The organism is Streptomyces coelicoflavus (assembly GCF_003112555.1).
Taxonomy (GTDB): Bacteria; Actinomycetota; Actinomycetes; order Streptomycetales; family Streptomycetaceae; genus Streptomyces; species Streptomyces coelicoflavus.
Genome location: NZ_BEWB01000002.1, coordinates 516,096 through 539,386, shown reverse-complemented (window position 1 = coordinate 539,386; position 23,291 = coordinate 516,096). Strand labels below are relative to the sequence as shown.

The window sequence follows — 23,291 nt, the reverse complement described above, 5'->3', positions numbered from 1 at the left end:
TCCGCGGAGGGCGGAGCCCCGGACGGCCTCAGGGCAGCAGCGGCTCGTAGACGACGCCCGTCAGCCGCTCCGAGGCGGCCCACAGCCGCTCCCCCATCGTGTCGTCGGTGGTCCAGGATGCCCGCCAGGACGGTGCGGGCGACCCGCGCCACATCGCGAAGGACGGGCCGGTGAAGGAGTCGGAGGGGACGCCGGGTGCGGTCGCCGCATACAGGACGGGCAGCGCGCCGGCCTCCGGGGACTGGGCGACGACCCGGTTCCCGAGCCGCGCCAGCCGCTCGGCGAGCCGGCGCCCCTCGGCGCGGGGCCCGGCGGTCTGGAGTCCGGTCTCGGCGTACCCGGGGTGGGCGGCGACCGCGCGTACGTCCGAGGCGCCCTCGCGTGCCGCGAGCCGGCGCGCCAGCTCGTGGGTGAAGAGCAGGTTGGCGGACTTGGAGCGGGCGTAGGCGGTCCAGCGCCCGTACCGCCGGACGCTGTTGAGGTCGCGTGGATCGACGTTCGCCAGGGCGTGCATGAAGCTGGAGACGGTCACGATCCGGGCGCCGGGCGCGGCGAGCAGGGCGGGCAGCAGCAGCCCGGTGAGGGCGAAGTGGCCCAGGTGGTTGACGCCGAACTGCGTCTCGAAGCCGTCCGCCGTCGTCCCGTGGGGCAGCGCCATCACCCCGGCGTTGTTGACGAGGAGGTCGACCCGCTCGTACGGCAGCGCGTAGGCGAACTCGCGGACGGAGCCCAGGTCGCCGAGGTCCAGCCGCGCCGGTTCCACGGCGGCGGCGGGCACCTCGCCGAGGAGGCGCTCCACGGCCGCGCTCCCCCGCGCCGCGCTGCGGCAGGCGAGCACGACGGTCGCGCCCTTGCGCGCCAGCTCCCGGGCGATCACGTGGCCGAGGCCGCCGTTGGCGCCGGTGACGACGGCGACGCGCCCGTCCAGGTCGGGGATGTCACCCGTGTTCCAGCCGGTCATCCGCGGCTCCTTCGCTGGTCCGGACCCGTCTCACCGTACGCGCCCGTCCGCCCTGAGCGGAGAGCTACCGTCCGGTCACGTCACGTTCTCATCACGAGTCCTTCATATCTCCACCACATCTCGCCCGTCTCAATAGCTTCGTCACTTCATATCCGCTCATCCGTACCAACGACACCACTTCCGGGACTCTCGATGAAGCTGCTCCGCAAGCCCGCCGCCGTGACCGTCGCCGCGCTGGCCCTGGCCGCCCTGCCGGCCGCCGCCGCCCAGGCGCACGACGGCACCCACCCGTTCAAGAACTGCACCGAGGCGTACGACGCCGGGTACTCCAACATCCAGAAGGGTGACGAGCACTACGGCGAGCACCTGGACCGCGACAAGGACGGCGTCGGCTGCGACAAGCCGCCGGCCGACTTCGTGCCCGCGAGCGACAAGGACACCGGCGCCGAGGACACCGACGACGCGGCGGGTGCCGGGAGCGGCGAGGGCTCCGGGAGCAAGGAGAGCGGCGGGGACGAGGCCGCCGGTCAGCAGGGCACCGACCTGGCCGAGACCGGCGGCGACGACAGCACGCCGTACATCGCGGCGGGCGGCGCGGTGGTCGTGCTCGTCGGTGGCGGGCTGATGCTGGCCGTGCGCCGGCGCCGCGGCGACGGCGCGGCCTGACCCGCCCTCCGGCCCGTGTCCCGGGTCCCCGGACCCCGTCCGTTCAGCGGCGTGGCCCGGGCGTACTACGGCGGGGCTCGGGCGTCTTGAGGCTGAAGGCGGCGCTGCTCAGCCAGCGCCGTGCGGCCCGGGCCACCGGGCGCTCGACGAACCGCTGCACGACGTACGACAGCGCGACCAGCGCGGCGACGGTGACGCCGACCACGACCCAGGGGTCGGCGCGGTCGCCGAAGCGGTGCAGGACGTTGACGCCGATGGCGTCGTGCAGCAGGTACAGCGGGAAGGTCAGGGTGCCCGCGACGGTCAGTCCGCGCCAGCGGACGCGGCTGGTCCAGCCGAGGGCGACGGCGGCGATCAGCAGGAAGAAGACGGTGACGACCAGGACCAGCCAGGCGCGGCCCGGCTGCCAGGAGTCCCAGTTGAGGCGGCCCCCGTCGGGCGTCAGCAGGTAGTGCAGCGCCACCAGCCACGACATGGCGACGATGCCCCACAGCAGCGGCGTCGGCCGGTAGCGGTACATGAGGTAGAAGGCCATGCCCGCGATGAAGTACGGGGCGGACGGCGGGTTCACCAGCAGCGTCAGCAGGTGGATGTCGGCGCTGGGCGCGAGCACGGCGGCGACGGTCCACAGCCCGCAGTAGATCACCACGCGCTGGTAGGTCAGGCCCTTCCAGACCACGACCGCGAAGGTCAGGTAGAAGCACAGCTCGGGCCAGAGCGTCCAGTAGACGGAGTCGAGGTGCTCCACGCCGAGCGGCGTCTGGAGCATCGTCAGGTTGGCGAACAGCACGCGCGGCGACGGGTGTCCGAACGGGTTGTCGGCGAAGAAGATCACACACCCGCTGATCAGGATGGCCGCCCAGTACATCGGGTACAGCCGGGTGACGCGGGAGATGAAGAAGTCGCGCGGGGTGCGGCCCCACGCGCTCATGCAGATGACGAACCCGCTGATCAGGAAGAAGAGTTCGACGCCGAGCCGGCCGTAGGCGAAGTAGCCGTGGGCCTCGGGGAAGACGGTGTCGACGGGGCGGCCCCAGATGGTCTCCATCGTGGAGGGCACCTGGCCGACGAAGTGGAAGAAGACCACGGAGAGGGCCGCCAGGAAGCGCAGTCCGTCCAGGGCCGCGAGCCGGTTCCTGCGGACGGGGGGCCCGGCCTCGGGGACCCGCTCCCGCACGCCGGCCCGGGGGCCGGGCACCGCGTCGACGGTTCTGTCAGCGTTTCCGTCGCCGTCGGTCGGTCCGGCCGGTTCCCTGTGCTCCGTCTGCGTCATCCAACCACCGTTCCGGGTGTCGGCCGCTGTCCGCTGCCAGGGGCCTCCAACTCTGCTGACAGCTTGCTGCTGCTCAGCCGACAGGAATTCACACCGTTGAACGTGTCACAAAGGCGGCCGGATGTGAATGTGCCGAAGGAGACCGTGGAGACCGCCGGGGCGCACGCGAAAGGCGGCACCCCCGCACGGGTGCCGCCTTTTCTCGTGGTCCGGAGCCGCCGCCGATCGGTGAGGGTGGTCGGGTGACAGACGACGGCTCCGGGGCTCAGGGGCCCCCTCGAGGGCCTACCGGTGGTCGCTGCCCTTCGACCGCGACGCCGCCCGCCCGGCCTCCAGGCGGGCCACCGGGATCCGGAAGGGGGAGCAGGAGACGTAGTCCAGACCCACCTCGTGGAAGAAGTGCACCGACTCCGGGTCGCCGCCGTGCTCGCCGCAGACGCCGAGCTTCAGGTCGGGGCGCGTGGCGCGGCCGGCCTTCGCGGCGGCGGCGACCAAGGAGCCGACGCCGTCCTTGTCGATGGTCTCGAACGGGGAGACGCCGAAGATGCCCTTCTCCAGGTAGGCCGTGAAGAAGCTGGCCTCGACGTCGTCGCGGCTGAAGCCCCACACGGTCTGGGTCAGGTCGTTGGTGCCGAAGGAGAAGAACTCCGCGGCCTCGGCGATCTGCCCGGCGGTCAGCGCGGCGCGCGGCAGCTCGATCATCGTGCCGATCGACAGCTTGAGCTTCGCGCCGGTGGCGGCCTCGACCTCGGCGATGACCTGGTCGGCCTCCTCGCGGACGATCTCCAGCTCCTGGACGGTGCCGACCAGCGGGATCATGATCTCGGCGCGCGGGTCGCCCTTGGCCGCCTTGCGCTCGGCCGCGGCCTCGGCGATGGCGCGGACCTGCATGGTGAACAGGCCGGGGATGACCAGGCCGAGGCGGACACCGCGCAGGCCCAGCATCGGGTTCTGCTCGTGCAGCCGGTGCACGGCCTGGAGCAGGCGCAGCTCGTTCTCGTGCGGCTCCTGCCGGGACTCGGCGAGCGCCACGCGCACCGACAGCTCGGTGATGTCGGGCAGGAACTCGTGCAGCGGCGGGTCGAGGAGGCGGACGGTGACCGGGAGGCCGTCCATCGACTCGAAGAGCTGGACGAAGTCCTGCTTCTGGAGCGGCAGCAGCTCCTTCAGGGACTCCTCGCGCACGGCCTCCGAGTCGGCGAGGATCAGCCGCTCGACCAGCTCGCGCCGGTCGCCGAGGAACATGTGCTCGGTGCGGCACAGGCCGATGCCCTGGGCGCCGAACCGGCGGGCGCGCAGCGCGTCCTCGGCGTTGTCGGCGTTGGCCCGCACCCGCAGCCGGCGCTTGCGGTCGGCGAAGGCCATGATCCGGTGCACGGCCTCGACCAGCTCGTCGGCGTCCTCGGCGCCCGCATGCATGCGGCCCTCGAAGTACTCGACGACCGGGGAGGGCACGACCGGCACCTCGCCGAGGTAGACCTTGCCGGAGGAGCCGTCGATGGAGACGACGTCGCCCTCCTCGACGACGTGCCCGCCGGGCACGGTCATCCGGCGGCGCTTGGTGTCGACCTCCAGCTCCTCCGCGCCGCAGACACAGGTCTTGCCCATGCCGCGCGCGACCACGGCCGCGTGGGAGGTCTTGCCGCCGCGCGAGGTCAGGATGCCCTCGGCGGCGATCATGCCGTCCAGGTCGTCGGGGTTGGTCTCGCGGCGGATCAGGATGACCTTCTCGCCGGAACGGGACCACTTGACGGCGGTGTACGAGTCGAAGACGGCCTTGCCGACCGCCGCGCCCGGGGAGGCGGCGATGCCCCGGCCGACCTGCTCGACCTTCGCCTCGTCGTCGAAGCGGGGGAACATCAGCTGGGCGAGCTGGGCGCCGTTGACCCGCTGGAGGGCCTCGGCCTCGTCGATCAGGCCCTGGTCGACGAGCTGGGTGGCGATGCGGAAGGCAGCGCCCGCGGTGCGCTTGCCGACGCGGGTCTGGAGCATCCACAGCTGGCCGCGCTCGATGGTGAACTCGATGTCGCAGAGGTCCAGGTAGTGGTTCTCCAGCGTCTCCATGATCTGCATCAGCTGGTCGTACGACTTCTTGTCGATGCGCTCCAGCTCCGCCAGCGCGACGGTGTTGCGGATGCCGGCGACGACGTCCTCGCCCTGGGCGTTCTGGAGGTAGTCGCCGTAGACGCCCTGGTGACCGGAGGCGGGGTCGCGGGTGAAGGCGACGCCGGTGCCGGAGTCGGGGCCGAGGTTGCCGAACACCATCGAGCAGACGTTGACGGCGGTGCCGAGGTCGTGCGGGATGCGCTCCTGGCGGCGGTAGAGCTTGGCGCGCTCGCCGTTCCAGGACTCGAAGACCGCCTTGATGGCGAGGTCCATCTGCTCGCGCGGGTCCTGCGGGAAGTCCCGGCCGGCCTCGGTCTTGACGATCTTCTTGAACTTGGTGACGAGCTTCTTGAGGTCGGCGGCCTCCAGCTCGGTGTCGACCGCGACCTTCTTGGCCGTCTTGGCCGCCTCCAGCGCCTCCTCGAAGAGGTCGCCGTCGACGCCGAGGACGGTCTTGCCGAACATCTGGATCAGGCGGCGGTAGGAGTCCCACGCGAAGCGGTCGTCGCCGGCCTGCTTGGCCAGTCCCTGCACGGACTTGTCGGAGAGGCCGATGTTGAGGACGGTGTCCATCATGCCGGGCATGGAGAACTTGGCCCCGGAGCGCACCGACACGAGCAGGGGATCGTCGGCCTGGCCGAGCTTCTTGCCCATCTTCGCCTCGAGGGCGTCGAGGTGCGCACTCACCTCGTCGCGCAGGGCCGCGGGCTCCTCACCGCTGTCGAGGTAGGTCTTGCAGGCCTCGGTGGTGATCGTGAAGCCGGGAGGGACCGGGAGACCCAGGTTGGTCATCTCGGCGAGGTTGGCGCCCTTGCCGCCGAGGAGGTCCTTGAGGTCCTTGTTGCCCTCGGTGAAGTCGTAAACGAACTTCGCTGCGTTCGCTACCTGGGGATCTTTGTTTTCCGACACGGGTCTCGACTCCTCGAGGACGCGGTGGCTGCCCTGACGGCGAGGAATGTACCCAGATCAAAGGCCTGTGGGTACGTCCACTTGCGCGTCATGCGCCCGTAACCACTCGTCCGCCACCGGATCGAAAGTCAAAGCTTGGCAAGCGACCGGCCGCTTATGTTTTCACTTCTTGAACGAATGGATGACCGAACGCTGGGCCGAGCGCTCATGTGAGCGCGATTCTCTACGTTTGAGTTCGATCGATGAACGATCAAGGTGTGGCACTCAGTGCCACACCTTGGAGAAGTGGAGTCGCTCATGATCCGCTCATCTGAGCGCCTCCCCTATCAGAGGTGGCGAGAATCACGCTCCCACAGGCAGCCGGATTTCACCATGCGGACCCGTGAACGGACCGCCTCCGCCGGACGTACGAGAGGGTGGCGGGCCCCGGCCCCCTCGCCGGGTCCCGCCGTCCACGACCGTCCACCGGGTTTCGTACGGAAGGACCCCCGGGTGCCCGCCATCACGCCTTTCCGCCGTCCGTCGCGGCCCCCCGACCACGCTCCCGACGACGCCGGCACCCCCGGATCCGCCCCGTTGGAGGCCCTCACGGCCCTGCGGACCCGCCTCGCCCACTGGCGTGCGTGGGGCACCCGGCACCCGCGCGCGGCCCTCGCCGCCGGCCGGGTCACGACGTCCCTTTCGGCCATTCTGGTGCTCGGGGCGCTCCTGCTGCCGAACACCTTCGTCGCCCTGGAGCCCAACCGCTTCGCGCGGATCCCGGGGGAGGCGGTCGTCGCGGCGGTGCTGCTGCTCTGCCTGCCCCGGGTGCCGCGGCTGGTGGCGGCGGCGCTGTTCGGGACCGCGCTCGGGGCGCTGACCGTGCTGAACCTGCTCGACATGGGCTTCACCGAGTACCTGGGCCGCAGCTTCAACCTCGTCCTGGACTGGGGTCTGCTGGACGACGCGCAGTCGTTCGTGGCGGACTCGATGGGCGGGGCGGCGGCGACCTGGGCGGCGGTGGGCGCCGCCGCGCTGGCCGTGCTGCTGCTGGTGCTCATGGCGCTGGCGGCGGTCCGGCTCGGTGAACTGCTGGCCGCGCACCGGGAGCGGGCGGCGCGGGGCGCGCTGATGGCGGCCACCGTGTGGATGACCTGCGCGGCGCTGGGCGTGCAGACCTTCGGCGTGCCGGTCGCCACCACGAGCGCCTCGAAGGCCGCCGAGGCACAGGCGCACCGGGTGGTGGACACGCTGCGGGACGAGGCGGCCTTCGCGAAGGAGGCGAAGGCGGACCGCTTCGGCGCCACGCCCGGCGCGCAGCTGGTGCCCGACCTGCGCGGCAAGGACATGATCTTCACGTTCATCGAGAGCTACGGCCGCAGCGCCATCGAGGATCCGGTGATGGCACCGGGTGTCGGCCGGACGCTGGACGCGAGCACCGAGGCACTGGCGAAGGCGGGCTTCCACGCCCGCAGCGGCTGGCTCACCTCGGCGACGTACGGGGGCAGCAGCTGGCTCGGTCACTCCACCTTCCTGTCCGGCCTGTGGGTGGACAACCAGCAGCGCTACCGGACCGTCACCGCGGGCGACCACCTCACCCTCACCAAGGCGTTCGAGAAGACCGGCGACTGGGACACGGTCGGGATCATGCCCGGGGTGCAGAAGGCCTGGCCCGAGGCGGACTGGTACGGCCTGGACAAGGTCTACGACGCGTTCGGCATGGGCTACCGGGGGCCGAAGTTCAGCTGGTCGACGATGCCGGACCAGTACGCGCTGGAGGCCTTCCAGCGCCTGGAGCACGGCCGCGAGCGCGACAGGCCGCTGATGGCGGAGGTCATCCTCACCTCCAGCCACCAGCCCTGGGCGCCGATCCCCCGGATGGTCGGCTGGGACGAGGTCGGCGACGGTTCGGTGTACGACGGCATCGAGGCGTCGGGCGTGAAGGCGTCCGACGTCATCACCGACTCCGCCCGCTCGAAGGAGGAGTACGGCAAGTCGATCCAGTACTCGGTCACCAGCCTCACCCAGTGGCTGGAGCGCTACGGCACCGACGACACCGTCCTGGTCTTCCTCGGCGACCACCAGCCGCTCGCCCGCGTGAGCGGGAACGAGGCGAGCCGGGACGTCCCGGTGTCGATCGTCGCCAAGGACCCGAAGGTGCTCGACGCGATCGACGACTGGAACTGGACGGAGGGGCTCGAACCGGCGAAGGACGCCCCGGTGTGGAAGATGAGTGCCTTCCGGGACCGCTTCCTGACGGCGTACGGCTCGACGCCGCACCCCACCGGCGCGGGGGGCTGATCAGCCGCCGGAGGTGTCCAGCTCGGCGTCCTCGCCGACGCCCGCGCAGTCGTACGGGTCCTTGAGCCAGCCGTCGGGCAGGACCACCCGGTTGTTGCCGGAGGTGCGGCCGCGGGGGCCGTCGGCGCCGGTGGGCCAGGGCTGGTCGAGGTCGAGTTCGTCGAGACCGGCGCGCAGGGCCTCCAGGGAGGAGGTGATCGCGAGCCGCTTGCGCATCTCGGAGCCGACGGCGAAGCCCTTGAGGTACCAGGCGACGTGCTTGCGGAAGTCGATGACACCGCGTGCTTCGTCGCCGATCCACTCCCCCAGCAGCGTGGCGTGCCGCACCATCACGTCGGCGACCTCGCGCAGGGTGGGCCGTACGAAGGAGTCGGTGCGGCCCTCGAAGGCGGCGACCAGGTCGGCGAAGAGCCACGGCCGCCCCAGGCACCCGCGGCCGACCACGACGCCGTCGCAGCCGGTCTCGCGGACCATGCGCAGCGCGTCCTCGGCGGACCAGATGTCGCCGTTGCCGAGGACGGGGATCTCCGGGACGTGCTCCTTGAGGCGGGCGATGGCGTCCCAGTCGGCGGTGCCGCCGTAGTGCTGGGCGGTGGTGCGGCCGTGCAGGGCGATGGCGGTGACGCCCTCCTCGACGGCGATCCGGCCGGCGTCGAGGTAGGTGAGGTGGTCGTCGTCGAGGCCCTTGCGCATCTTCATGGTGACGGGCAGGTCGCCGGCTCCGGTGACGGCCTCGCGGACGATGGCCCGCAGCAGGTTCCGCTTGTACGGCAGCGCCGAGCCGCCGCCCTTGCGGGTCACCTTCGGGACCGGGCAGCCGAAGTTCAGGTCGATGTGGTCGGCCAGGTCCTCCTCCGCGATCATGCGGACGGCCTTGCCGACGGTCACCGGGTCGACGCCGTACAGCTGGATCGAGCGCGGGGTCTCCGTCGCGTCGAAGTGGATCAGCTGCATGGTCTTCTCGTTGCGCTCGACCAGCGCCCGCGTGGTGATCATCTCGCTCACGAACAGGCCCTTGCCCCCGCTGAACTCCCTGCACAGGGTGCGGAACGGCGCGTTGGTGATGCCGGCCATCGGGGCCAGCACCACGGGCGGCGCGACGGTGTGCGGGCCGATCCGCAGGGGCGCGGCGGCGGTGTCGGGGGCGGGCGTGGTGAGCGTGGGCATTCCCCCATTGTCACGCACGCGGGGCGGTGCCCGCCGCGCCCTGTGGACAAAGATCGTGCATCGGTCATTAGTTAGACGCACTATCGAAGTAGGCGTAGGCTGGAGTTCATGCCCGAGCTCACCCGTCGCCGCCGCATGCTCGTGCTCGCCATCTGCTGCATGAGTCTGCTGATCGTGAGTATCGACAACACGATCCTCAACGTCGCCCTCCCCTCCATGCAGCGCGACCTGCACGCGAGCACGTCGGGGCTTCAGTGGGCCATCGACGCGTACACGCTGGTGCTGGCCGCACTGCTGATGCTGTCCGGTTCCACCGCCGACCGGATCGGCCGCAAGCGGGTCTTCATGACCGGCCTGGTGATCTTCACCCTGGGCTCGCTGCTGTGCTCGCTGGCCCCCGACCTGTCCTCGCTGGTCGTCTTCCGGATGATGCAGGCGGTGGGCGGTTCGATGCTCAACCCGGTCGCCATGTCGATCATCACCAACACCTTCACCGACCCGCGCGAGCGCGCCCGCGCGATCGGCGTCTGGGGCGCGGTGGTCGGCATATCCATGGCCGCCGGTCCGCTGGTGGGCGGCGTGCTCGTGGAGTCGGTCGGCTGGCGCTCGATCTTCTGGGTCAACCTGCCGGTGGGCCTGGCCGCCCTGCTCCTGACCCTGCGCTTCGTCCCCGAGTCCCGCGCGCCGAAGGCCCGCCGCCCCGACCCGCTGGGCCAGCTGATGGTGATCGTGCTGTTCGGTTCCCTGACGTACGCGATCATCGAGGCGCCCAACGCCGGGTTCACGCACGTGCTGCCCTTCGCCGTCCTGGCGCTCGCCGCGCTGACCGGCCTGCTCGTCCACGAGCCGCGCCGCACCGACCCCCTCATCGAGTTGCGTTTCTTCCGGTCGGCGCCGTTCAGCGGGGCCACCGTCATCGCGATCAGCGCCTTCGCCGCGCTGGGCGGCTTCCTGTTCCTGTCCACGCTGTATCTCCAGAACGTGCGCGGGCTGAGCGCCCTGGAGGCCGGTCTGTGGATGCTGCCGATGGCGGTGCCGACCTTCCTGTGCGCCCCGCTGTCCGGACGGCTGGTCGGCGGCCGGGGTCCGCGCCTGCCGCTGCTGATCGCGGGCGGCGCGCTGACCGTGAGCGGGACGCTGTTCGCCGCCTTCGAGGCGGAGACCTCCGACGTCACGCTCTTCATCGGCTACGTCCTGTTCGGCGTCGGCTTCGGTTTCGTCAACGCGCCCATCACCAACACCGCGGTCTCCGGCATGCCCCGGGCCCAGGCCGGGGTCGCGGCCGCCGTCGCCTCGACCAGCCGCCAGCTGGGCCAGACGCTCGGCGTGGCGGTGGTCGGCGCGGTGCTGGCGGCGGGCGTGGGCGCGTCGCCGTACCGCGACACCTTCGTCTCCGCGGCCCGCCCCGGCTGGTGGATCCTCGCCGCCTGCGGCCTCGCGGTCCTCGTCGTGGGTGCCGTCACCAGCGGCCGCTGGGCCCACCGGACGGCGGAGCGGACGGCCGAGCGCCTGCGGTCGCCGGAGGTGCGGGAGGCGGCGCGGACGGGGGTGTGACGGCGCCTCACGCGTACCTCACACGAACCTCACACGTAGTCGAAGTACCTGTCGGCCCAGACCGCCCGCATGTCGTCGTCCTCGTCGTCGTCCTCGTCGTCGTCCTCGTCGTCGTCGGCGTCCTCACCGTCGTCACCGTCGTCACCGTCGTCGGCATCCTCGTCGTCGGGGCCGAGCGCCGCGAGTGTCTCCGCGAACAACCGGTCGTCGTCCACCAGGGTCGCGGTCGGGCCCTCGTACGGCTCCAGCAGCAGTTCGAGCGGGACGAGGACGCACCCCGCCGCCGTACAGACCTCGTCCAGCCACGTCACGAACTCCGCGCTCAGGTCCGCCGCGGAGTCGGCGGACCAGTCGGTGCCCGTCCCCGCGGTGACGAAGCCGCCGAAGTTGCTCAGCTCGACCCACAGTCTCCCGGCGGGCCCGGCGCCGTCCGCGACCGAGAACCTCCCGTACACACTGGCGTCCTGAAACAGACCGGCGCTGCCGGACGGCCCGAAACGCCGCTCCAGCGCGGCCGTGAGGAGCGCGAAGCGGTGCGCGGATGCCTCCGCGTCGAAGTCCCGGGGCCGTTCCCGGTGGAGCGGGTCGTCGTGTGCGTTCAGCAGGGTGCGGATCTCGTCCGGGGGAAGCACGGACACGCCTTTCGGCCGGCGACGACGGATCCGCGCATCATCCCCTCGCCCCCTGCGGCACCGCACCGGATTTCTCCACCGGCAACCGCTCCGCCACCTTCGGCCAGTACCTCGCGATCGCGTCCTCCACCCCCGGCAGCGCCCGCTGCCCGGCCAGCGCGAGCGCGATGGCCGCGGCCACGCCCGTCCAGGCGACCGGGCCGAGCGGGGTGCAGCCGAAGAGGCGGCTGGCGCCCGGGGTCATGACGAGGGCGACCAGGGCGGCGGCGGAGCCGAGGGAGGTGACCTGGACCAGGCGGCTGTCGCGGCGGTCGGCGAGGGTCTGGGCGAGCTGGGTGCCGACGACCGCGCACAGGGCCATGGTCGTGGAGCGCCGCTCCGTGCCCGGCGTGAAGCGGCCCAGCAGCCAGGCCGCGGTCGCCCCGAGCGCGGTGGTCAGGGCCCGGTGCCGGATCTGCCGGAGGAGGGGCTCGCCCAGCACGGCCGTACCGAGCGGGGCGCCCGCGTCGGCCTCCTCCTGCTCCGGATCGCCCGTCTTCGTCACCGCGACGGCCATCGCCGGGAACAGGTCGGTGAAGAGGTTGACCAGCAGCATCTGGCGGGTGGACAGCGGGGCGGCGCCGCCCAGCACCGTGCCGAGGATGCCGAAGCCGACCTCGCCCGCGTTACCGCCGATCAGGATGGCGATGGCGTCGGCGACGCTGTGCCACAGGGCCCGGCCCTCCCGCACCGCCTCCACGAGGACCAGCAGGTCGTCGCCCGTCACCACCAGGTCGGCGGCGTTGCGGGCGGCGGCCGAGCCGCGGGCGCTGATGCCGACGCCGATGTCGGCGGCCCGGATCGCGGCGGCGTCGTTGGCGCCGTCGCCCACCATGCCGACGACCCGCCCGGCGTCCCGCAGCGACTCGACGACCTGGAGCTTCTGCTCCGGCGCCACCCGGGCCACGACGTCCGCGTCGCGCAGCATCCGGGAGCGGGCGGTGCGGTCGGCGGCGGCGAGTTCGTCGCCGGTGACCACGACCGCGTCCTCGGGCCAGCCCAGGTCGAGGGCGATGGCGCGGGCGGTCTGCGGATGGTCGCCGGTCAGCACCACGGGCCGTACGCCCGCCTCGCGCAGCCCGCGCACCAGTGCCGGGGAGGTCTCGCGGGCCACGTCGGCGAGGGCCAGCAGCCCGGTGAACTCCAGCCCGGACGGCGGCTGTTCGAGGACGTCGGCGGCCTTCTCGCCCTTCGCCAGGGTCCGCCGCGCCACCGCGATGATGCGCAGCCCGTCACCGGCCAGGCGCCGCGCCACCTCGGCGGTGTGCGCGGGCAGGCCGGCGCAGGCGGGCAGCACCGTCTCCGGGGCGCCCTTGACCACCAGCACCGCCGGGCCGCGGGAACGACTGGACCGGCCGGACCGGCCGGAACCGCCCTCGCGTCCGACGGCGGCGGCGTAGCCGCGGGAGGTCTCGAAGGGCAGGCCCTCCTCCTGTGTCCACCCGGGGTCGTCCCCGGCCGCGTCCAGGATCGCCTCGTCGGTGGCGTGGGTGGGCCGGGCGCCGTCGCCGTTCAGCCGGGGGCAGGCGCGCGCGGCGGTCCGTACGGCGTCGGCGGCGTCCGGGTCGCCCGCCCGGCGGACCGTGCCGTCGGTGCCGGCGACGCGCGACAGCCGCAGCCTGTTCTCGGTGAGGGTGCCCGTCTTGTCGAAGCAGACGGTGTCCATCCGGCCCAGCGCCTCCAGCGTGCGCGGGGTGCGCACCAGGACGCCCCGGCGGCTGAGCCGGCGGGCCGCCGCGAGCTGGGCCACCGTCGCCACCAGCGGCAGCCCCTCGGGCACGGCGGCCACCGCCACCGACACGCCACCGGCGACGGCCTGCCGGATCGGCGCCCCGCGCAGCAGCGACAGACCGGTGACCGCGGCGCCGCCCGCCAGGGTGAGCGGCAGCGCCTTGCGGGTCAGCTCCTGGAGCCTGGCCTGCACCCCGGCCGCGGCCGGGGTACGGGCCGCCAGCGCGACCGCGCGCGCCGCCTCGGTGTGGTCGCCGGTGTCGACGACGACGGCGCAGGCCCGCCCGGCCACCACGGTCGTGCCCTCGAAGACCATGCAGTACCGCTCCGCCACGGGGGCGCGGGGCGACGGGTCCACGCACTTGTCCACCGGCAGCGACTCGCCGGTCAGCGCGGACTCGTCCACCTCCAGGCCGTCCTCCCACAGCAGCCGCGCGTCGGCCGGCACGACGTCGTCCGCCTTCAGCTCGATCACGTGGCCGGGGTGCAGCTTGGCCGCGTCCACGATCCACGGCTCGCGCTGCGCCGCGAACTCCTCGCCGTTCCCGCCGAGTTGCTCCTCGGTGACGCGGGCCTTCTGCTTCTGCTCCGCCAGCAGCCCGGACAGCGCCCGCTCCGCGCGCAGCCGCTGGAAGCCGCCGACCAGTGCGTTGAGGTCCAGGGCGCCGACGACGAGCAGCGCGTCGACGACCGACCCGAGGATCGCGGAGGCGGCCGAGCCGACCGCGAGGACCGGGGTGAGCGGGTCGTCCAGTTCGCCGCGTACGGCGCGGGCCAGCTGCCACGACCAGCGGACCGGGGCCAGCACGGGCACCCGGCCCGCCCGGTCGGCGGCCGCGCGCAGCCGGGCGCCGGCCTGCTCCACGGCGGTCGGCTCGGGCTCGCGCTCCCGGTCGAGCCGCTCCCGTACGTCGTCCGGGTCCAGCGCGTGCCAGGCGACCCGGGCCCGGGGGTGCGGGGCGCGGGCCGCCGCCACGCCGATCGCCGCCCGGGTGCCGGACAGCAGGGCCAGCGCGGCGCTCGCGTCGACCGGCGCGTGCCGCATCCCGAGGAGCGACGACACGCCGCCCCGGCTCCTGCCGCGCGCCTCGCCGACCGCGACCAGCAGCCCGGACAGCGCGGCCCCGGACCGGGCCAGCGTCTGCGACCGGCGCCCGACCGCACGCGCCACCGGCACCGCCCGCAGCACCCGCCACACGTCGGCGAGGCCCTGCGGCGCGAGCACGTCCGCGCCCCAGGCCACCGGGCAGTCCGCGTCGGCCAGCGCGACGGCCACGTCCCCGGCGAGCAGCCCGTCCGACACCGACCCGTCGTCGCCGGGCAGCGGCCGTACGACGGTGACGACGCCGCCCTCGGCGCGCAGCCCGGCCACGACGTCCGCGAGCGGACGCCCGGCGCCGACGACCTGGTCGGCGAGGCCGGTGAAGTCGGCCAGCGCGGGGTCCTCGACCATCACCACGCGCAGTCCCGCGCGGCGCGCCGCGTCCAGCACGTCCTCGGTCCACGGGTCGGCGCCCGCGTCCGGCACCCGCAGCGCGCTGGGGTGCAGGACGACCGTGCGGGCCATCTCCAGCTGCCGCAGCCGCCCGGGGTCGCGCACGAGCACGCCGGTGCGGGACAGCGCGGCGCTCAGTACGGCGTGGAAGGCGGCGGGCCCGTAGCGCGCGGCCTTGGGCGACCCGGCGAGCACCGCCTCCGCGGCCTCCGCGACGTCGTGCTTGACCAGCAGGGTCGCGGCGGCGCCCGCCACACTGCCCGCCGAGGCGTGGGCGGCGTAGTCCTGGGCCGGGGAGGTGCGCGGCGGCGGGCGCAGCGCGGGCCCGGCGGGCAGGCTGCCCCGGCCGGGGACGCACAACTGGTCGTGCACGACCTCGAAGGCGGCCCCGCGCGCCACCGCCTCCGTCAACTGGCAGACGCGCAGCGCCCCGTCGAGCACGAGCGAGGTGGGGCTCTGCCCGGCGCCGTGGACGGCCGCGTTGGCGGCGGCGAGGGCCACGTCCATGCGGTGGTCGCCGAGCCGCCCGCGCAGCCAGGCGCGGAAGGCCGGGTTCTCGCGCAGCAGCGTCGCCACGGCGGTGACCAGGCGGGGCGAGGCCGGCAGCCGCAGCCGGGCCCCGGTCACGGCGGCGGCGATGCCCAGCACGTCGGCGCCGAGCGCGGCAGCCGCGACCCGCACCGGGGCCGGATCGCCCGGGTGGTCCGTCTCGTCCACCGGGTCGTCCAGGGCGTCCGGGGCGTCCGGGTTGTCCGGGCCGTCCGGGCCGGTGGCGGCGGACTGGTCCACCCGGGTGAGTCCGTGGCGTTCGGCGAGTTCCGCGGCGTGGTCCACGACGCGGTCGGTGAGCGTGTCCTCGGTCGCGGTCACCACCAGTCTGGCGAGACCGGTGTCCCAGTAGGCGAGCAGGACGTCCGGGTGCTCGGCCAGTGCCGCCGCCACCCGCCGCGCCACGCGCTCGGTACCGCCCGCCCGGCGCACCTCGTCCCTCGCGGCCGGCCGGAGCGCGAGGTGCGCACGGGGTCCGGCCCGCCAGTCCCGCGACCCGCCGGGCAGCGCCGCGCGGGCCACCCGTGCCGCCCGCGCCGCGAAGTCGGCGCCGCGCACACCGGCCCGCGCGGTGCCCGCCGCCGCTCCGGCCGCGGCACCCACGGCGGGCGCGGTGCCGCGCGCGAGCAGCCGGGGTCCGGCCAGCACCAACCCCGTGACGGCGTCCTGGGAACGCGTCAGCAGTCCACCGACCATGGCTCTCCCTCAGCCGGACGTGCGGGTGCGCGACGCGGCGGCCGTCTTGCGGCCGCGGCCGCGGCTGCCGCCCGAGGCGGCGGGCCGGCTCGAGGACGCCTTGGTCCCCGACTGGCTCTTGGCCCGAGTGGGGGACGCGGTCTTCTTCGCGGGCGACTTCCTGGCGGCGGTCTTCTGCGCGGTCGCCTTCTGCGCGGTCGCCTTCTGCGCGGTCGGCTTCTTCGCGGCGGCGGTCTTCGCCGACTTGGCCGTCGCCGACTTGGCGGCCGTGGACTTGGCGGCGGTCTTCCTGGCGCCGGCGCCGGTGGTCCTCTTCGCCGCGGCCGTCTTGGTGGCGGCCGCCCCGGCGGTGGTCTTCTTGGCAGTCGTCTTCCTGGCCGTCGTCTTCCTGGCGGTCGTCTTCCTGGCGGTGGTCTTCCTGGCCGCTGTCCGGGCGGACCTCGCGCCGGACTCCGAGCCGGAGGCGCCCCGCGTCCCCGTCCCCTCCGCGCCCTTCGCCGCGCTCCCGTCGCCGTTCCGCCCGCTCCGCGCGGCCTGTCCGTTGCGCCCGCGCGACTGCGTCAGCCAGGCCACCGCCGCCCCGGTGGCCGCCACCGGCCACTCCACCAGTCCGGCGACGCCCAGTACCCCGGCGCCCGTGTAGACGAGCACGCGCCGCCCGCGCGGCGACACCGCCCCGATCCTGTCCAGCGCGCCCTCGGCGGCCCTGCCCACCGTCCCGGCACCCGGCACCTTCCGCACCGCCGAAGCGGCCGCGTGCAACGGCCGCGGGAGTGTCCGCGCCGACTTCTGCTCAGCCATGACTCTTCGTCCTCGCCCTGTCCGTGCGGTGGGAACCCCGGGCTGTGGCAACCCTGGGAAACCCCGGGAACATCACCTTCCGCATTTCCCCGGGTTCCCGCACTTCGAGCACTCTCACCCGGACGATGCGGGCCCGCGCTCCAGAGCGATCGCGTGCAGCTTCTCCAGCCGCTCCCGGGATGCCTCGTCGGCCGGTGCGTACGTCACCATCCGGGGCCCCGGTTCCGGGCCGAGCCACAGGTCGGTGTGGTCGACGCGGATCCGGCCGACGTGCCGGTTGAGGAACTCCTTGCGCTTGCCGCGGTGCGCGACGACCTCGTACCGCTCCCAGGCCTCGCGGAAGTCCGGCGACTGGGTGCGCAGCCGCTTGAGCAGCATCTTCCAGGCGGGCTCGGCGAGATGGCCGGCCATCGTCGCGCGGAACCGCGCCGCCATCAGCCGCTGGGTCTCCTCCAGGTGCACGATCGAGGACCGCCAGTCCTCGTGGGTGAAGCACAGGATCATGCAGTTGCGGTCCTCGGGCGGCACCTCGTCCAGGTCGCAGAGCAGCAGCCCGTACGTCCGGTTGTGGGCGAGGATGTCGTACCGGCTGTTCTGCACGCAGGCGGGGTACGGCTCGATCTGCTCCAGCAGGGCGCGCACCGCCGGGGTGATGGCCGGGCAGACCGTCGCGGGCGTCGGGTCGACGGCCCCCGCCAGCTGGAAGAGGTGGCCGCGTTCGGTCGGGTCGAGCAGCAGGGCGCGGGCGAGGGCGTCGAGGACCTGCACGGAGACCTGGATGTCCCGGGCCTGCTCCAGCCAGGTGTACCAGGTGACGCCGACGGCCGAGAGCTGGGCGACCTCCTCGCGCCGCAGCCCCGGGGTCCGGCGGCGGCGCCCGCGGGGCAGCCCGACCTGCTCGGGGGCGATGCGTTCGCGGCGGCTGCGCAGGAAGGCGGCGAGCTCGTGCCGCCGGATCTCCGAGCCGGTGTCCCGGGGCGGGGACTGCGCCGCCGTCTCCTGACCCGTCATCGTCGTCATGCCTCCAGGGTGCCGCGTCCCGGACCCTGTTGCCAGGTACTCCCACTACCAGCATAAGGAGACTCTGGTACCACCCTCGAAACGGTCGCAGGCTCGACCACGTGACCGAAACCATCACTTCTCGTCCCGTCCGCACGGGCCCCCCGGCGACGCCCGCGCTCGGCGGCCTCGGACTCTTCACGGTGCTGCTGGCCGCGGCGCTCCCGCTGGTCGACTTCTTCATCGTCAACGTCGCCCTGCCCACCATCGGCGCGGACCTGTCCGCGAGCGAGGCGGTCCTGGAACTGGTCGTCGCCGGATACGGGGTGGCGTACGCCGTCCTGCTGGTCCTCGGCGGCCGGCTCGGCGACCTCTTCGGCCGGCGCCGCCTGTTCCTGGGCGGCATGGCGGCCTTCGGACTGACCTCGCTGGCCTGCGGCCTGGCGCCGGACGCCTGGTCGCTGGTGGCGGCACGGGCGGCGCAGGGCGCCTCGGCCGCCGCGATGCTGCCGCAGGTGCTGGCGACCATCCAGGCGACCACGACCGGTCCCCGGCGCGCCAAGGCCATGGGCCTGTACGGGGCGACGGCCGGCCTGTCGATGGTGGCCGGGCAGATCCTCGGCGGCGTCCTCGTGGCCGCCGACATCGCGGGCACCGGCTGGCGTTCCGTCTTCCTCGTCAACGTCCCGGTCGTCCTCGTGGGCCTCTTCCTGGCCGCCCGCGCGGTCCCGGAGACCCGCTCCGCGCGCCCCGAGCCGGTGGACGTGCCCGGCACCTTCCTGCTGGCCGCCTCGATCCTGACCCTGCTGGTCCCGCTCACCGAGGGCCGGGCGGCGGGCTGGCCGCTGTGGACGTGGCTGTCGCTGGCGACGTTCCCGTTCGCGGCGGCCGCGTTCTTCGCGGTGGAGCGCCGGGCCGACCGCGCGGGCCGTACACCCCTGGTCCCGCCGAGCCTGTTCGCGATCGTGTCGCTGCGCCGCGGACTCCTGCTCGTCGTGCCGTTCTCGATCGGCTTCAGCGGCTTCATGTTCGTCATCGCGGTGGCCTTGCAGCAGGGCGCGGGTCTGAGCCCGGTGGCCGCGGGCCTGGCCCTGGCCCCGCTCGCGGTGGTGTTCTTCTTCTTCTCCCTCGCCGGCCCCCGGCTGGTCGCCCGCTACGGCACCCGTGTCGTGCCCGCCGGCGCCGCCCTCCAGGGGGTGGGCCTGGCCCTGATGACGCTGGCCGCGTGGCGTTCCTGGCCCGATCTGGGGCTGGTCGAGCTCCTGCCGGGCGCGGCGGTCGCGGGGGCGGGCCAGGCGCTCCAGCTCCCGGTCATCATGCGGGTGGTCCTGTCGGAGGTGCCTGCCGTACGGGCCGGCGTGGGCAGTGGCGTCATGGTCACCACCCAGCAGTCGTCGCTGGCCCTGGGGGTGGCCACCCTGGGCACGCTGTTCCTGTCGCTGGTCCCGGGGATGGGCATGCGGGACGCCCTGGTGACGACGCTGCTGGTCCAGCTGGCGGGGGTGGTCCTGACCGGCCTGCTGAGCCTGCGCCTGCCCCGGACGATCGCCTGACGGCCGGCTGAAGCGTGCCCGCTTCTTGGTCCAGACCTCTTGACGAAAGGTCTGGACCAAAGCACTGTCATGCCTACGACATGAGACGACTCTCCCTCACCGAACCCCCACCGGGAGGCCCGGCATGATCCGCCGCAAGATCCGTCTACTGGCCGCCGCACTGGCGGCCACCGTCCTCACCCCCCTGGGAGTCGCCACGGCGTCCGCCGCCCCCACCGGCGCGACCCCCGCCCAGGCCGCCGACACCTGCGCCGTGAAGTCGAAGCCCGCCGGCAAGGTCCTCCAGGGCTACTGGGAGAACTGGGACGGCGCCGCCAACGGCGTCCACCCGCCCTTCGGCTGGACCCCGATCACCAACCCCGAGATCGGCGCCCACGGCTACAACGTCCTCAACGCGGCCTTCCCGGTGATCCTCTCCGACGGCACGGCCCTGTGGGAGGACGGCATGGACCGGGGCGTGAAGGTGGCGACGCCCGCCGAGATGTGCGCGGCCAAGGCGTCCGGGCAGACGCTGCTGCTCTCCATCGGCGGCGCGACGGCCGGCATCGACCTCAACTCGACCGCGGTCGCGGACCGTTTCGTCGACACCATCGTGCCGATCCTCAAGAAGTACAACTTCGACGGCATCGACATCGACATCGAGACCGGCCTGACCGGCAGCGGCAACATCAACCAGCTCTCCGCGTCCCAGTCCAACCTGATCCGCATCATCGACGGCGTACTGGCCCGCATGCCCTCCAACTTCGGCCTGACCATGGCCCCGGAGACGGCGTACGTCACCGGCGGCAGCGTCGTCTACGGCTCGATCTGGGGCGCGTACCTGCCGATCATCAAGAAGTACGCGGACAACGGCCGCCTGTGGTGGCTGAACATGCAGTACTACAACGGCAGCATGTACGGCTGTTCCGGCGACTCCTACTCGGCCGGCACCGTGCAGGGCTTCACCGCCCAGACCGACTGCCTGGACAAGGGCCTGGTCATCCAGGGCACGACGATCCGGGTGCCCTACGACAAGCAGGTCCCGGGCCTGCCCGCCCAGCCCGGCGCGGGCGGCGGCCACATGTCACCGTCCCTGGTCTCCCAGGCCTGGAACCACTACAACGGCTCCCTCAAGGGCCTGATGACCTGGTCCCTCAACTGGGACGGCTCGAAGAACTGGACCTTCGGCGACAACGTGAAGTCCCTACAGGGCCGCTGACGTGAAAACGCCCACCCACCAGCCGACCGAGTCGGGTGGTGGGTGGGCACAGGCCGGGGGTCCAGGGGGCGGAGCCCCCTGGTACCTCAACCGGAACGGACGTTCAGCAGCCAACCAGCCGAGAGGCGAGGTACCCCTCGATCTGGTCGAGAGACACCCGCTCCTGCTTCATCGTGTCCCGCTCCCGCACAGTCACCGCGTTGTCGTCGAGCGTGTCGAAGTCGACGGTCACACAGAACGGCGTACCGATCTCGTCCTGACGCCGGTACCGGCGCCCGATCGCGCCCGCGTCGTCGAACTCGATGTTCCAGTTCTGCCGCAGCGCCTGCGCGAGCCCCTTCGCCTTCGGCGACAGCTCCGGGTTGCGGGACAGCGGCAGCACGGCGACCTTCACCGGGGACAGCCGCGGGTCGAGCCGCAGCACCGTGCGCTTCTCCAGCTTGCCCTTGGCGTTCGGCGCCTCGTCCTCGATGTACGCGTCGAGCAGGAACGCGAGCATCGCGCGCCCGACACCGGCCGCCGGCTCGATGACGTACGGCGTCCAGCGCTCCTGGGCCTCCTGGTCGTAGTAGGAGAGGTCCTGGCCGGAGGCCTTGGCGTGCGAGGAGAGGTCGTAGTCGGTCCGGTTGGCGACACCCTCCAGCTCGCCCCACTCACTGCCGCCGAACGAGAAGCGGTACTCGATGTCGGCCGTGCGCTTGGAGTAGTGGGAGAGCTTCTCCGCCGGGTGCTCGTACCACCGCATGTTCTCCTCGCGGAGACCCAGGCCGGTGTACCAGTTCCAGCGCTGCTCCATCCAGTATTCCTGCCACTTCTCGTCCTCGCCCGGCTTGACGAAGAACTCCATCTCCATCTGCTCGAACTCGCGGGTGCGGAAGATGAAGTTGCCGGGCGTGATCTCGTTGCGGAAGGACTTGCCCATCTGGGCGATGCCGAACGGCGGCTTGCGCCGCGAAGTGGTCTGCACCTGGGCGAAGTTGGTGAAGATGCCCTGCGCGGTCTCGGGCCGCAGGTAGGCGACGGAGCCGCTGTCCTGGGTCGGGCCGAGGTGGGTGGAGAGCAGACCGGAGAACTGCTTGGGCTCGGTGAAGGTGCCCTTGTTGCCGCAGTTGGGGCAGTTGAGGTCGGCGAGGCCGTTCTCCGGAGCCTTGCCCTTCTTCTCCTCGTACGCCTCCTCCAGGTGGTCCGCGCGGAACCGCTTGTGGCAGGAGGTGCACTCGGTCAGCGGGTCCGTGAAGGTGGCGACGTGACCGGAGGCCACCCAGACCTCGGGAGCCAGGATCACGGAGGAGTCGAGACCGACGACGTCCTCGCGCGAGGTGACCATGTAGCGCCACCACTGGCGCTTCAGGTTCTCCTTGAGCTCGACGCCCAGCGGCCCGTAGTCCCAGGCGGCGCGCTGACCGCCGTAGATCTCACTGCACGGGAAAACGAAGCCACGGCGCTTGCTCAGGCTGACGATGGTGTCGATCTTGTCGGCGGCCACGGTGCTCTCTTCATTACGACGACGGGCGACGAAGCGAGATGCTTCCAGAGAATGCTTCAGGTTACCGGCGTGGGTCGCCCCACGGCCAAATCGGGGCCTCCCATCTGCGGATACGGGCGCTTGTTGACAACGGTTTCCATATTTGTTGAAAATGAGTGTCATGAACGTACGACGACGCCGCATCTCCGGCATAGCAGTCACCGCGGCCACCGCGCTCGGCCTCGGCACCCTCTCCGCCTGCTCCAGCGACAGCTCGGCGGCGGGCAATACGGACAAGTTCGACGTCGTCGCGTCGTTCTACCCCATGGAGTACCTCGCCGAGCAGATCGGCGGGGACCACGTGAACGTCACCACGCTCACCGAGCCCGGCCAGGAGCCGCACGACCTGGAGCTGAGCGCCAAGCAGACCGCCCGGATGGGCGAGGCGGACGCGGTGCTCTACCTCAAGTCCCTCCAGCCCGCCGTGGACGAGGCCATCGCCCAGTCCGACGTGAAGACCAAGATCGACGCCGCCTCGCTGACCAAGCTGGAGGACCACGGCAACGTCGAGCACGACCACGACCACGGCGGCGAGGAGCACGCGGACGAGCACGCCGAGGAGGAGCACTCCGAGGGCGGGGAGCACCCGCTCGACCCGCACGTCTGGCTGGACCCGGTGAAGTACGCGGAGATCGCCGAGGGCGTCGCCAAGTCCTTCGAGAAGGCCGACCCGGATCACGCCGCCGACTACCGCAAGAACGCCGAGGCGCTGGCGAAGAAGCTGGGCGGCCTGGACACGGCGTTCAAGGACGGCCTGGCGAAGACCGACACCAAGGTCTTCTTCACCAACCACGCCGCCTTCGGCTACCTCGCCGAGCGCTACGGCCTCACCCAGGAGGCCATCAACGGCCTCGACCCGGAGAGCGAGCCCAGCCCCGCCCGGATCAAGGAGCTCCAGCAGGAGGCCAAGGCCGACGGCGTCACCACCGTCTTCTACGAGACACTGGTCTCCGACAAGACCGCGAAGACCCTCGCCAAGGACGCGGGCCTGAAGACGGACGTGCTCGATCCGCTGGAGGGCATCACCGACAAGTCCAAGGGCAAGGACTACGTCGGGGTCATGGAGGCCAACCTCAAGGCGCTGGAAACCGCCCTCGGCGCCAAGTAAGCAGCCCGGCCGGGCAGCCCGACAGGGCGGCCCGGCCCGTTCGATCGTT

Annotated in this window: 15 protein-coding genes; 6 read left to right on the top strand and 9 right to left on the bottom strand. The window is 72.6% G+C overall.

The annotated features are described in order from the left end of the window. Positions 1-28: 28 nt before the first annotated feature. Positions 29-961: an oxidoreductase gene (locus Sco07f_RS02610; RefSeq protein ID WP_108986805.1), complete on the bottom strand. Its 933-nt coding sequence runs from the start codon at positions 959-961 to the stop codon at positions 29-31. A gap of 192 nt (positions 962-1,153) precedes the next feature. Here Sco07f_RS02610 and Sco07f_RS02605 point away from each other — a divergent pair, with 192 nt between their 5' ends. Then, complete coding sequence (locus tag Sco07f_RS02605) at positions 1,154-1,627, top strand: excalibur calcium-binding domain-containing protein (protein ID WP_108986804.1); 474 nt, start codon at positions 1,154-1,156, stop codon at positions 1,625-1,627. A gap of 43 nt (positions 1,628-1,670) precedes the next feature. Here Sco07f_RS02605 and Sco07f_RS02600 read toward each other — a convergent pair whose 3' ends face one another. Continuing rightward, on the bottom strand, positions 1,671-2,900 hold the full coding sequence (locus Sco07f_RS02600) for an acyltransferase family protein (protein ID WP_108986803.1): 1,230 nt from the start codon (positions 2,898-2,900) through the stop codon (positions 1,671-1,673). A 285-nt stretch (positions 2,901-3,185) separates the two neighbouring features. After that, positions 3,186-5,915 (bottom strand): pyruvate, phosphate dikinase, encoded by a 2,730-nt coding sequence (gene ppdK / locus Sco07f_RS02595; RefSeq protein WP_007388422.1) that lies wholly within the window; start codon positions 5,913-5,915, stop codon positions 3,186-3,188. A gap of 492 nt (positions 5,916-6,407) precedes the next feature. Here ppdK and Sco07f_RS02590 point away from each other — a divergent pair, with 492 nt between their 5' ends. Beyond that, entirely contained in the window at positions 6,408-8,195 is a 1,788-nt protein-coding gene (locus tag Sco07f_RS02590; RefSeq protein ID WP_108986802.1) for an alkaline phosphatase family protein, read from the top strand. Here Sco07f_RS02590 and dusB read toward each other — a convergent pair whose 3' ends face one another. Next, the gene (gene dusB / locus Sco07f_RS02585) at positions 8,196-9,362 is read right to left on the bottom strand and encodes a tRNA dihydrouridine synthase DusB (RefSeq protein WP_007388423.1); all 1,167 of its coding nucleotides are present in this window, start codon (positions 9,360-9,362) and stop codon (positions 8,196-8,198) included. A gap of 108 nt (positions 9,363-9,470) precedes the next feature. Between dusB and Sco07f_RS02580 the strand changes: the two genes are divergently transcribed. Further along, positions 9,471-10,916, top strand: a complete 1,446-nt coding sequence (locus Sco07f_RS02580; protein WP_108986801.1) for an MFS transporter — start codon at positions 9,471-9,473, stop codon at positions 10,914-10,916. Positions 10,917-10,945: 29 nt separating this feature from the next. On the opposite strand, the gene Sco07f_RS02575 is transcribed toward Sco07f_RS02580, so the two are convergent. From Sco07f_RS02575 to Sco07f_RS02555, 4 genes are all read right to left on the bottom strand, one after another. Continuing rightward, positions 10,946-11,548: a hypothetical protein gene (locus Sco07f_RS02575; RefSeq protein ID WP_159106919.1), complete on the bottom strand. Its 603-nt coding sequence runs from the start codon at positions 11,546-11,548 to the stop codon at positions 10,946-10,948. A 37-nt stretch (positions 11,549-11,585) separates the two neighbouring features. Then, positions 11,586-16,058 carry a cation-translocating P-type ATPase gene (locus Sco07f_RS02570; protein WP_108986799.1) on the bottom strand — a complete coding sequence of 1,491 codons (4,473 nt, stop codon included), beginning with the start codon at positions 16,056-16,058 and terminating at the stop codon, positions 11,586-11,588. A 9-nt stretch (positions 16,059-16,067) separates the two neighbouring features. Then, a complete protein-coding gene (locus Sco07f_RS41330) occupies positions 16,068-16,859 on the bottom strand; it encodes a hypothetical protein (protein ID WP_439959681.1) in 792 nt (263 codons plus the stop codon). Positions 16,860-16,973: 114 nt separating this feature from the next. Beyond that, positions 16,974-17,870 (bottom strand): MmyB family transcriptional regulator, encoded by an 897-nt coding sequence (locus Sco07f_RS02555; protein WP_007449580.1) that lies wholly within the window; start codon positions 17,868-17,870, stop codon positions 16,974-16,976. 110 nt (positions 17,871-17,980) lie between these two features. On the opposite strand from Sco07f_RS02555, the gene Sco07f_RS02550 reads away from it, so the two are divergent. Both Sco07f_RS02550 and Sco07f_RS02545 read left to right on the top strand, forming a co-directional pair. Continuing rightward, complete coding sequence (locus Sco07f_RS02550) at positions 17,981-19,411, top strand: MFS transporter (protein WP_108986797.1); 1,431 nt, start codon at positions 17,981-17,983, stop codon at positions 19,409-19,411. 124 nt (positions 19,412-19,535) lie between these two features. Further along, positions 19,536-20,609, top strand: coding sequence for a chitinase (locus Sco07f_RS02545; RefSeq protein WP_108986796.1), 1,074 nt, complete (start codon positions 19,536-19,538; stop codon positions 20,607-20,609). Positions 20,610-20,712: 103 nt separating this feature from the next. On the opposite strand, the gene Sco07f_RS02540 is transcribed toward Sco07f_RS02545, so the two are convergent. Next, entirely contained in the window at positions 20,713-22,095 is a 1,383-nt protein-coding gene (locus tag Sco07f_RS02540) for a glycine--tRNA ligase (RefSeq protein ID WP_007449582.1), read from the bottom strand. A gap of 160 nt (positions 22,096-22,255) precedes the next feature. Between Sco07f_RS02540 and Sco07f_RS02535 the strand changes: the two genes are divergently transcribed. Next, a complete protein-coding gene (locus tag Sco07f_RS02535; protein WP_108986795.1) occupies positions 22,256-23,242 on the top strand; it encodes a zinc ABC transporter substrate-binding protein in 987 nt (328 codons plus the stop codon). Positions 23,243-23,291 lie beyond the last annotated feature (49 nt).